Genomic DNA, 10,648 nt, shown 5'->3' on the forward strand with positions numbered 1-10,648 from the left:
ATAGTCCGGATCACTCTCATGAAGTGCCTGCATTTCTTGAGCGGCCCATGATTGGCTTTATAGATGGCGGCCAGCGATGGATGGTCTCATTGACTGATCGCGGCGTCATAGACAATCGCCCAATTTTGGAACGTCCGCCCAGATCCATTTAAATCGCTCGAAGGACCGCGAAGGCGGCATTTTCACGATAATTGGACTCTGGAGTTCACAATGTACCATTCGGAAATCCGAAATGGACCCTTTGCCATGCTGTGGCAAAGACCATGGCTTTTGCCATTTTTAACAACACTGTTGCTTTGCGCAGGCGTAGGCAGTTCTTTCGCACACGCTGTCGCGGAAGGCGATAAGGGCTATATTCAGGAAATAAGCGGCGTCAACATCCTGCCGTTTATCTATCTCGGTGCAAAACACATGGTAACGGGATACGATCATATCCTGTTTCTGTTTGGCGTTATTTTCTTTCTGTACCGTCTAAAGCATATCGGTATTTACGTAAGCCTTTTTGCGATTGGTCACTCGACGACCATGTTGCTCGGTGTGTACTTCAATATCGGGATTAACAGTTACATTATCGACGCCATCATCGGCCTATCCGTGGTGTATAAGGCGCTCGATAATATGGGCGCATTTCAGCGTTGGCTCGGCTTTCAGCCGAATACCAAGGTTGCAACACTGATCTTCGGCTTCTTCCACGGCTTCGGTCTCTCAACCAAGATTATCGAGTACAATATCTCTCCTGATGGCCTCGTTCCGAATTTGCTCGCCTTCAATGTCGGGGTGGAAATCGGACAATTGCTGGCTCTCAGCATGATCCTCATCGTGATGGGATATTGGCGCGGGACGCGCAGCTTCTGGAAATACGCCTATACCGCAAATGTAATGATGATGTGCGCCGGGTTTGTGCTGATCGGATATCAGCTGACCGGACTATTCGTAGCTGCCTGAGGAGTTTTCAATGTATAATACTGATCTTCCAAACAGGGTTGATCTGCCAACCTCGGCCCAATTGAAGCGCTCCACATTCCTGGCGGGACTGAGCGCAATTGCTATTCTTGTTACAGTCGTTCTGCCTTCCGAATATGCCATTGATCCACTCGGAGTCGGTCGGGTACTCGGTCTGACGGAAATGGGTGAAATCAAGACCCAGCTGGCAAAGGAAGCTGCAGACGACGCAGCTGCACAGTCTGGTGTGAAAGGCCAAGCGTCGGCGAATGGTGAAATGAAAGCCATATCCCAGCGTCTGGATCGTATCGAAATGATGATCGTTTCGATGGGAGGAACACCCGCCGCAGAAGCCCCCAATGATCCCGTCCAGTTGGAACCGGCACCGCAAACAACTGCTGATCCGGCACCGTCTGTCGAGAGGTTCGGCAATGTTGACACAACCGAGACCACGGCGGCAGTAACTGCCGCACCTTCTGGCCGAACCGATGAAGTGTCATTCACACTCTCGCCTGGAAAAGGGATTGAAGTCAAACTGGTCATGAAGGAGGGAGCAAAAGTAGATTTCGCCTGGACGGCGAATGGCGCTGTTGTAAATTTCGATGCTCACGGGGATGGCAGTGGAAACAAGATTTCCTACGAGAAAGGAAGAGGCGTCGGCGACGACTCGGGCGTTCTCGAAGCAGCATTCACAGGCAATCACGGCTGGTTCTGGCGCAACCGAACCGACAACGATGTGACCATTACGTTGAGAACCAGTGGCCAGTATTCAGACATCAAGCAAGTAATGTAAGGTACTTAATCAGACGCCGTAGCCTACGGCGTCTGATTACATTTTAAACCTCAGTTGGCATAGCCAGATGTCAAAACTTCGGTCTGTGGAGCGAAACGTTCGGATCCCCACGCTCCCTGCGCCAGGATGCGCGGAAAGGGGGTGTCTGGAGGAACGAAGGACGGACTTACGTTCAGCATTGATAACGTACGCCTGAAGATATCGCCTGTGACCGGCACGGCATTCCAGCCAGATGTTCGAAAGCCAAATGTTTCTGGCAACGGTTTAGGTTCGTCCAGTATCGTCAGGAACAGATATCTTGGCTTCGTCATTGGAACGACACCCATAAATGCCGTTAATACGCGGTCACTCGAATATCGACCTTCAACAACCTTTTCAGAAGTCCCGGTTTTACCGCCAATATAGTAACCTTCAACGTCCGCTTTTTTGGCAGATCCAATTTCTGCATTCAGTCGTAACAGGAATCTTATAGCTTCTCCCGTTTCATCAGAAACAACATTCTGTTGAATTACACGATCATCGACAGTCGCCCCTTTCAAAAAAGTCGGTTTGATCAGACTTCCACCATTTATTAATGATGCTATCCCCATGCTGGCTTGCAGAGGCGTCACCGCGATGCCATGCCCGAAAGACGCGGTAGCTGTAGTTAATTCTGCCCACCTTGCAGGCAGGATTGGTCTGGCACTTTCCGGAAGTTCGGTCGTCAGCCTGTCGAATTGCCCCAGTTTACGCAAAAACTGTTGGTGTCGATCAGGTCCGATTGTCATCGCCATTCTGCCCATAGCGATATTTGACGAGTGGATGAAGGCTTCCGGAATATTCAGCGGCCTGTTTTGGCCCCTGTAATCCCTGATGGACATTCTTCCAAAACGCAGGGGTTGGCTGGCATCAAGTACAGAATTAATATTAAACATACCACTATCCAAGGCCATCGCGGTCGTCATCGCTTTGAACGTCGACCCCATTTCGTAAGTGCCAACGTTAATTCTGTTGATGCGATCCGGTTTTAAAGCATCAGCTGGCGAATTCGGATCGAAATCAGGAAGCGACGTTAATGCCAATATTTCGCCATTTGTCACATCAAGAACCAATCCAGCAGCGGCCATAGCTTGAAACTTGGTCATTGCGGTGTTTAGTTCCAGCGTTAATGCGTGTTGAATCCGGATGTCCAAAGACAGACGAATAGGTGAAAGCGCTGCATTGCTGGGGGCTATTCCAGCTGCTCTCAGATCACCCAATCCCTGGTTATCGATCCACCTCTCGATGCCCGCGATCCCGACATTGTCGATGTTCACCGCACCCAACACGTGTGCCGCCAGAAGACCATTCGGGTATAGGCGCTTTGTTTCATCCCTGTATCCGATTGCAGGAATACCTTGAGCCCACAGGCGTTCTTTTTCTGCTACTGTGGCTGTTCTCTTAATCCATGCAAAACCACTGTCGGAACTTAAACGTCTGTGCAGATCCTCACTGTCCAATTCCGGGAAGACCGCTGTTAGCTTTTCGACAGCTTCGTCAACATCAACGATGCGTCGAGGTTCTGCGAAGATTGATACGCTAGGAATATCCATCGCGAGTATTTGCCCATTTCGATCCACAATATTTGGACGTGCGACAGAAGGAGGAACCTGGGCATAGGTTACAATTGGCAGTTCTAGTGTGCCGTAATAAAAAAGACGAGCGCCGATCACTCCGTAAATTGCTACAAATATAGCAATGATCACGAGCATTCTCGACTTGTGAGAAAACGATCTTCCTCGGGTTACAATTCGAAGGGCCGTCATGGTCGACGTCCCTCAGTGGATGCATTGCTTCTGACGTCGTCACTCCAGCGATTGAACAGACGATTGAATGCGAGAATTTCACTGCGCTTTGGCCAGTTGATTTTAAACCGCGAATATGGGTTTTCGCCCGCCTTCAAATCTCCGGAGCGGATGATCGTCGTTGCTTTTGGCGTAATTGGCAATGTTTCGGAAAGACCGTTCCATGCGGGGTTGACGGGAAATCCCACAGCTCCAAGTGCAGGGTCCCATGTGGCATCAACCAAGGTCCATTTCCCGTTGATTTTGACGTCGACGCTGTCATGAATTCCTCGTGTCTCGCTTAGCGGCTGTAATACTGTTTCAGGGATTGGAAGATCGGCCCAATCGAACGGCACCTGAACTGGTCTCGCCTCCAACTTCCAGGCTCGCAATAGTCTGATGAGGGCTTTCGACTTATGCCGACAATCACCACGTCCAAGGTCAAAAAGCGCATCAGGATTGCCATTCCACGCAGTTAACTTGTACGGAACGTTGCGGACCAGTTCAAAAGCAACGATCCTTTTGTGGGTTTCGCTCAGATCTGAGCCCGCGATTTGCGCAATCCAGTCAATTGTTACGGTTCTTCCATTTTCACGCCGAATTTGAATCTCAGCAGAGAGTTCTGATACTCTTTGTGAAAGTGTAGCCGCTGCTGACGTCGATGTTCCCGCTGACCCGTAATAAAAAAGGGTTCCAAACCCGACAAGAAAGGTACGTCGTTTCATCCTAATTGCCTCCTGTGGTTGGAAGGCTTCGTTGTCTTACTTGCTCCAGTACTTCTCTGCCGGGAAAAGCATCTGGGATCAGGCCGTTTCTTTTCTGGAACTGCAGGACTGAAATACGGGTTAGAGGCCCAACCCGGCCATCTTGATCGCCAACGCGATATCCCAGGCGGCCGAGTCTGGTTTGAAGCTCTCTTGTTTCACTTCTTGAAATTGGGATGGCATCCACTGGCCAGGTTCGGCGAAGTTCGGCAGACCCTCGTATTCGATCACCCAGATACGCTACTGCCAGTGCGTAACTATCCGAGTTGTTATAACGCTTGATAACGTCGAAGTTTTTTAAAACAAGGAAGGCGGGGCCGTTTAATCCTGCAGGCAGGAAAAGTCTGGCTGTTCTTGTGTTAGAATGAAATGGCTGACCATCCGCCCTGCGGATACCAAGCTTCTCCCATTCGATGAGAGCAGCTTGATTTAACTTCAGGGCCTTGGCCACGTCGAGGCGGGAGGGCAAGCGCACCTCCCAGCCCCAGGGCTGACCCTTTTGCCATCCACTTCGCTGGAGATAATTTGCGGTCGATGCAAAAGCATCTTCGTACGAAGTCCATATATCCTTGCGGCCGTCTCCGTCGTAATCGACAGCATAGGCTTTAAAACTGGTAGGCATGAACTGGGTTTGTCCCATCGCGCCCGCCCAGGATCCCTGCATTTCCCTCGATCTGATATGGCCGTTTTGGGTAATTAGAAGAGCCGCAATCAATTCTTTCCGAAAGAATTTTTCGCGGTATCCCTCATGAATGAGAGATGCGATTGAGTGGATGACGTTTCTTCCACCGACAAAACTTCCGTAGTTGGTCTCGTTACCCCAGATGGAGAGTATGATTTCAGGTGGTACGCCATACCGCCTTTGAATATCGCTAAGAGTGGTTTTGAATTGGCGCAGTTTTAACTGCCCTGTCTCGATACGATTTTCGGTCACGCGCTTGGAAATATAGTCGCCAATCGGTGAGACGAATTCAGGTTGGGTATTTCGTAGCCGTCGAATGGTCGGATCAAGTTTGAATTCGCGAAATGCTTCTTCAAACACCTTTTGAGATACGCCATTCTTTGCAGATTCTTGGAAAAGCGTATCTAGGAAAGGCCCAGAGCCACCTGACATGGCCAGGGCCGTCTGAGCAGACGAACCGATGCTCATCGCCATCAAGGCCGACACCAGAACATGTCGCGTTATTTGTTTTGTCGCTTTGATCATCAGAGCACTCCTTCGAGCAAAGGCGCTTCGCGCATGGTGAGGTGAGCGGATGTCCACCCACCTTCAATTGCACAAGGTGTCTTTTGAAGTGCGACGACTACCCCGTTCATTCCGCCAAGCTGTAAACTGCTGGTTTGAACGAGTTCAAAGGTTTCTGTTGCGCGTTTTATGTCGTCTGAGAACCGTTCCTGATGATTGAAGATCAGAAGACCGCCCGGTCTTAGCAAATATGCCGAAGCACGAATGAAACGCACGGGGTTCGTTTCGAAGTAGGCTGCTGCCTGCGAGAATATGATATCAACAGTACCAGCAGGAACTTCTCTCTGGGTAAGAGCGCCGATAGAGGCAGCAGTAAAAAATGGGTGTTCTCGGACGCCTTTTGGCAAGTTGTCGTGCCATTGGGTAAGATTGGTAAAGTCAAGGAAGAGCCGTTTGCCGAGCTCGTGCTCCAGTGTTTTCGCAATGCCTGCGATACTCTGATTAGAAGAACTATTTGTACCGGCGTCTGCAAAGCCTGCCCAACCGCCGCCGATCTCAAGGAATCTGCACTCTGATTGTTCGGATAAACGACTCGATATTTCGGCAGGAATATCAATGTTCAGCAGCTTAGCCAGCTTGAATGAGCCACCGCTGGACGTCCAGGATCCATCGTAAAGAAGAGATGTGAGTGAATCCGTGATTGAACCGGTCTCTCTGTACATCATCGCGAGATACGGGATCAGTGCCCGACGCGAGGGGACAGGCACGTTGGGACGTAATCGCTTTGCCTGCAAATCCCGATTAATCCCCTTTTTCAGGGATTTCCAGCAAGCGGGTTTAGTTATGTAGGTATCATGGCGGAACGTGTGCTCAATCGCACTCCGCGCGTCTGCAGCTTCTTTAAACATTTTCAGGAGTCCACATGAGTGTCCGTGTCGTCTCTTCGTTCAGAAGAAACGGCTCATGCACCAAGGAAAGCGCAATTTGGCGTGTACTTGGTGCCCGGTCTCAGATGGCTCGTGGAGGGCGGTCGAATCCGAAAGAATGAGCTTTTACGAACTCGAACTGGTCCAGAATGAAGAGGGCTTCGTTCGAATTAGGCACGCAAACCATGCATTCAGCGACAATTTCGTTATGATGGTCGTGATGAACCTGTTGAGCGGAGTGCGATCCGTTTGCGGCGTCATTCCCGTCCTTGTCATGAACGTGTGTAGCCACAGTTTGTGGATGGTCTGGTGTTGCCGATGATGCTTGATGAACGGCCAACGTCGCAAGCAATACCACGACAGATATTGCAGCAACCAGAAAACGGCGCAGATTCATCGACAGGTTAATCATAACGACGGATTATCACGATCTAATGGTAAAATTTTGATTAATTTTTTATTGCCTCAACTTATAAATGGGAGCCGTAGAGTTGGCATTGAGCCAGCCCGACGAAACCAGTTCCATAATTGATCAAAGTGTTGTAGCGGCTACTTCTGTTCCTGAAGTTATCGGTGTGAATGCCTGAATTTTCTCCAGGAGAATGCAATTTTGTTCATTGCTCCGAACGCTAAAGTTCACGTTGGCAGCTTTGATATCCGATTTAATAGAATCATAGTTTTGAAGCAGCCTATCGAATTGTTCCTGCAGCCGATCCAAATCGAGTGACTCGATACGCTGGCAGAATGGAATCTGGCTGAATTCGGCCATCAGAAAATCGTTCTTGTCATTGTAGCCTATTGAGATAAGGGGCTTTCCCATTTTCAAAGCGCAAACAATGTTATGGTAACGCGACGCGACAACCATGTCGGTTTTGTCAATCTGCTGCATCAGTTCATGCAGATCAGTTGTCTCTTCGTAAAAGACCGCGCCTTTAGCGGTGTCATCCTTACTCATCGAACCACGGACTTTCTGGGTCATTTCTGAGACGGCTACCTGATCGCCGATATCACCAGTCAGAAGACGCACTCGAAATCCCCGATTAATCAAATAAATGATGAACTGGGACAGCTTTTCTTGATAAGTTCTATAGATCAGCTCTGCGTCTGGATCGGCTTTTGACCAGCCTCGATAGTTCATCACGCCTACGCCTACCGTCTTATGCGCTTTGCTGTTGATCTGATGCATCGGTGGAGGCGGCAAGTTAAATGCGATGTCGGGAAAGACAAAATCGCCCTTTACCTCAACCCCGATTGATCCGAGAAAATTCTTTGTAAATTCATCACGATAGCTTCGATAGGAAGCCCATTTCAACGCTGATCTGGCAACCCATCGACCGAAAGGATGATGTAGTGGGCCAGCACCGATGCTTACGAATGCGATCTTAACGCGGAGCAACCGCGCGATGAGACACCATCGAAACACCACAAATGGCCAACCAAAAGCAGAATCCTGATAATCATCAAGGATTCCTGTCCCTGGGATTATGAGCCAGCGTACTTGCTTCAAGGTTCTGATCATAATGTAAATGCTCAGTACATTACGCGGAACGTCCCCGAGTAATTTGCTCAGTTTGCGAAGCAGAGGATTTCGCAGAACCAGCCGTCCGTGCCAACTCGCCGCTATATGATAGCGATCTGTAATGGTGCGCGGATTGGCGCATATTGAATGCAATTCTACATCGGGGATTCGGGACTGCAGAAGCTTGATCATTGCTTCCAGAGAACCGTCGTTGCCGGAGTTGCCAGACCCGAACTGGCCAAGGAGTGCGATTTTCATCGTTGCTCTCCCATAGCGTACCGCTCAACTAGCGAATTCCGTTCTGAATCCTGCTCGTGAGGCGTGTCGTCTGATAAGCTAGTATCGGTAGGAGCTTGTGCGGCGCGCGATAATGCGAACTGCACGATCAATACGGATGATCCATACATTAGATTGCCTTTGAAAGTGTCTTTTGAAAGGGTTCAAACTGACAGCAATCTAGGCGCGTGGTGGACGCTTAAGCTTAAAAATAGTGTTCGACAACGAGACGGTTGGTTCAGCGGCATTAACTGCATGGCTGACAGGTATAGACCTGAAGCTATTCAATCTCGCTTGAGAGGGAACCTCATGTGAGAGGTAGGGAGAATGCTCGCCGGAAGGAAACTTGATGCAATCTGAATGGCAGTGTTGTTCAGTTTTCTCGGTTTTGGATACTGTACTTTCAACAGTGGACGTAAAATCGACGTTCAATGAAGACGCATATGATGGCTGAATTAAAGCAATAGCTATTGCAAGCGCGGTGAAAATTGCGCCTTTCATAAAATAATTGAAGAATCGAAACTCCATTCCCTTGCACCGAGCGCCTGATATCTGAGGCGCTAGAATAGGATTGGCTGGCAACGACGTCGAGATCGGAGCGGTAGTAGGCGCATAACCCTTTAGGTGAAGTGAAAACGTAAACTAGTTCATCTGGATGTTGTTTAGACGGTGAATAGCATCAAATTACTTTGCCGAGCGATCATGTTTGATCGAGAAGCAATACGAATAGTTGTTTTCGAACGACGCAAAAATCCCGTAAGCAAGATAAATGCGTCGTTCATATTGCTGATTAGTGGCAGTGATAGCCGCCCGTTTTATGGTTCGTGTGGCAACCGTTGGCGTCTGTTCCGCCGCTATGTGCCAAGGCCGTTCCGGCCGAGAAAACAACCAAGATTATCCCAAGCATAAGTTTACTCATAAAATCCCCCTGCGCGACTAGTTTGCATTTTCCAAATTACAATAAGGGGATTGATCGTCAATGAGATTCTCTTGGTTAAGCAGTGGATCACTCAATATCATTTGAGCTACAACAATATCAAAACGAGGTAGTTCAGTGGTTCGGGTGAGGATAAATAGCTAGGATACCAGTACAAAGTCAGTGCAGTCCGGACTGTTTTCGGAAGTTATCACGGCTGCACTCAACACCCCGGTAGCATAGGCTCCAGTATCCAGTGCTATTCTGTTTGAATAAATTTCGGGCCTACGTGATGCAGTAATTGTGTGGCCGTGAACGATGATCTTTTCATGCGCATCCGTATAATTGAGGAAATCACCCCTTATCCAGCGTGAGATAACTTCATCTTGCTCGGCCAATGGGACACCTGGTTTAATGCCTGCGTGAACGAACGCGTAATTACCGTCTATGATAATAGACTCAGCTTTTCGCATCATTTCCAAATGCTGAGCAAAGCGTCTGCTAAATTCCTCGGCCAGATGCTGGATATTCGAGCAATCTGCCAGACCATAAGAATCCAATGTTTGGTAACCACCGTGTTTTATCCAGCTGTGCGCCGTTTCCTGACTGTCCTCACTGCAATCCAATACTCGTAAAAAGTATTCCTCATGATTACCCAATATCAGGCGGCTGTCTGGGCAGGCATCAAGTCTCTTGGAGACGAGATCCATTGCCTTCCTGCTATCAGGACCGCGATCAATGATGTCTCCTAAAAAGACAATGCGATACTCGGCCGCTCGCTGATCAGCATCAGTCTGAATTTGATCCAGCATCTTTTCCAGTAAATCTGCGCGCCCGTGAACGTCGCCGATAGCGTAAGTGAGCCTGCTCGATTTCATTGAGTTTCCCTGGCTCATCGACGCTGTGCCTTCGGCAGTTTTCGCCATTCCCATGGCACAATGAAATCGCCTTGCCAAAGGCCTGAAGAGGCTCGCATAGCAATGTCTTGCACGTGTTCGTATGCTCCCTTGGAATAAACTGGCCAATCCAATGCCAGACCGTTCTCCACCAACCATGCTGCGATGTCTTGGCCTTGGCTTGTTTGGCATGACGCAACGGTTCGACCGTACCGATCTCGATCCGCTGGGAAGCAAGTGACCGGCTGTGCATTCTGAATGAATGCATCCAGTTTTAGGGCCGCGTTCTGGCCGCAACGATATAACTTGCCTTCCATATTCTTACAGGTCTGCGTGCTTTCTGGGGCATCGATCCCGCTCAGTCGAATGCGTGCGCCCTGTATTTCGATTGTGTCACCGTCGATCACGGAGGCTCTTCCAGTGATATCAGCGGCATGAGCTGCTATAGCGCTTACACAGAGAAGCGCGGCCATTATCATTCGAACCATACGACTGCTACTTTCTAGTGCACAGTCGCTTAGATTTACTGATTGAGCCGTCCTGACAGAGAAACTTGCCATCGGCGGTACAACGCGCAACGCCGCCCTTCTTCCCAGAGCAGGGTGTGTTGCGTGCATCCGCGAAATTG

Annotated in this window: 11 protein-coding genes; 2 read left to right on the top strand and 9 right to left on the bottom strand. The window is 49.3% G+C overall.

Annotation, left to right across the window (positions count from 1 at the left end; translation table 11 throughout):
• Positions 1–210: 210 nt before the first annotated feature.
• Positions 211–945, top strand: a complete 735-nt coding sequence (locus tag FIB18_RS00300; RefSeq protein WP_123218504.1) for a HupE/UreJ family protein — start codon at positions 211–213, stop codon at positions 943–945.
• A gap of 10 nt (positions 946–955) precedes the next feature.
• A complete protein-coding gene (locus tag FIB18_RS00305) occupies positions 956–1,735 on the top strand; it encodes a hypothetical protein (RefSeq protein WP_123218503.1) in 780 nt (259 codons plus the stop codon).
• A 50-nt stretch (positions 1,736–1,785) separates the two neighbouring features.
• Here FIB18_RS00305 and FIB18_RS00310 read toward each other — a convergent pair whose 3' ends face one another.
• From FIB18_RS00310 to FIB18_RS25395, 9 genes are all read right to left on the bottom strand, one after another.
• Positions 1,786–3,465, bottom strand: a complete 1,680-nt coding sequence (locus FIB18_RS00310) for a peptidoglycan D,D-transpeptidase FtsI family protein (protein ID WP_235894801.1) — start codon at positions 3,463–3,465, stop codon at positions 1,786–1,788.
• Positions 3,466–3,515: 50 nt separating this feature from the next.
• Positions 3,516–4,262, bottom strand: coding sequence for a transglutaminase domain-containing protein (locus tag FIB18_RS00315; protein ID WP_123218501.1), 747 nt, complete (start codon positions 4,260–4,262; stop codon positions 3,516–3,518).
• A gap of 1 nt (position 4,263) precedes the next feature.
• Positions 4,264–5,508: a lytic murein transglycosylase gene (locus tag FIB18_RS00320; protein ID WP_123218500.1), complete on the bottom strand. Its 1,245-nt coding sequence runs from the start codon at positions 5,506–5,508 to the stop codon at positions 4,264–4,266.
• Complete coding sequence (locus tag FIB18_RS00325; protein WP_123218499.1) at positions 5,508–6,395, bottom strand: class I SAM-dependent methyltransferase; 888 nt, start codon at positions 6,393–6,395, stop codon at positions 5,508–5,510. Before FIB18_RS00325 ends, FIB18_RS00320 begins: the two co-directional genes overlap by 1 nt.
• Before the next feature lie 100 nt (positions 6,396–6,495).
• A complete protein-coding gene (locus FIB18_RS00330; RefSeq protein ID WP_140018861.1) occupies positions 6,496–6,825 on the bottom strand; it encodes a hypothetical protein in 330 nt (109 codons plus the stop codon).
• Positions 6,826–6,945: 120 nt separating this feature from the next.
• The gene (locus tag FIB18_RS00335) at positions 6,946–8,190 is read right to left on the bottom strand and encodes a polysaccharide pyruvyl transferase family protein (protein WP_123218497.1); all 1,245 of its coding nucleotides are present in this window, start codon (positions 8,188–8,190) and stop codon (positions 6,946–6,948) included.
• A gap of 808 nt (positions 8,191–8,998) precedes the next feature.
• Positions 8,999–9,127, bottom strand: coding sequence for a YHYH domain-containing protein (locus FIB18_RS25425; RefSeq protein WP_123218496.1), 129 nt, complete (start codon positions 9,125–9,127; stop codon positions 8,999–9,001).
• A gap of 158 nt (positions 9,128–9,285) precedes the next feature.
• A complete protein-coding gene (locus FIB18_RS00345; protein WP_123218495.1) occupies positions 9,286–10,056 on the bottom strand; it encodes a metallophosphoesterase family protein in 771 nt (256 codons plus the stop codon).
• Entirely contained in the window at positions 10,017–10,637 is a 621-nt protein-coding gene (locus FIB18_RS25395; protein ID WP_319636858.1) for a thermonuclease family protein, read from the bottom strand. The genes FIB18_RS00345 and FIB18_RS25395 overlap by 40 nt, the downstream gene beginning before the upstream one ends.
• Positions 10,638–10,648: the final 11 nt, after the last annotated feature.

The sequence above is a fragment of the Brucella pecoris genome (assembly GCF_006376675.1).
Taxonomy (GTDB): domain Bacteria; phylum Pseudomonadota; class Alphaproteobacteria; order Rhizobiales; family Rhizobiaceae; genus Brucella; species Brucella pecoris.

Bases quoted from the DNA above. Each gene is read 5' to 3' on its own strand.
- FIB18_RS00305 (WP_123218503.1), top strand. From the start codon at position 956: ATGTATAATACTGATCTTCCAAACAGGGTTGATCTGCCAACCTCGGCC.
- FIB18_RS00320 (WP_123218500.1), bottom strand. From the start codon at position 5,508: ATGATCAAAGCGACAAAACAAATAACGCGACATGTTCTGGTGTCGGCC.
- FIB18_RS00345 (WP_123218495.1), bottom strand. From the start codon at position 10,056: ATGGGAATGGCGAAAACTGCCGAAGGCACAGCGTCGATGAGCCAGGGA.
- FIB18_RS00315 (WP_123218501.1), bottom strand. From the start codon at position 4,262: ATGAAACGACGTACCTTTCTTGTCGGGTTTGGAACCCTTTTTTATTAC.
- FIB18_RS00300 (WP_123218504.1), top strand. From the start codon at position 211: ATGTACCATTCGGAAATCCGAAATGGACCCTTTGCCATGCTGTGGCAA.
- FIB18_RS25395 (WP_319636858.1), bottom strand. From the start codon at position 10,637: ATGCACGCAACACACCCTGCTCTGGGAAGAAGGGCGGCGTTGCGCGTT.
- FIB18_RS25425 (WP_123218496.1), bottom strand. From the start codon at position 9,127: ATGAGTAAACTTATGCTTGGGATAATCTTGGTTGTTTTCTCGGCCGGA.
- FIB18_RS00325 (WP_123218499.1), bottom strand. From the start codon at position 6,395: ATGTTTAAAGAAGCTGCAGACGCGCGGAGTGCGATTGAGCACACGTTC.
- FIB18_RS00330 (WP_140018861.1), bottom strand. From the start codon at position 6,825: ATGATTAACCTGTCGATGAATCTGCGCCGTTTTCTGGTTGCTGCAATA.
- FIB18_RS00335 (WP_123218497.1), bottom strand. From the start codon at position 8,190: ATGAAAATCGCACTCCTTGGCCAGTTCGGGTCTGGCAACTCCGGCAAC.
- FIB18_RS00310 (WP_235894801.1), bottom strand. From the start codon at position 3,465: ATGCTCGTGATCATTGCTATATTTGTAGCAATTTACGGAGTGATCGGC.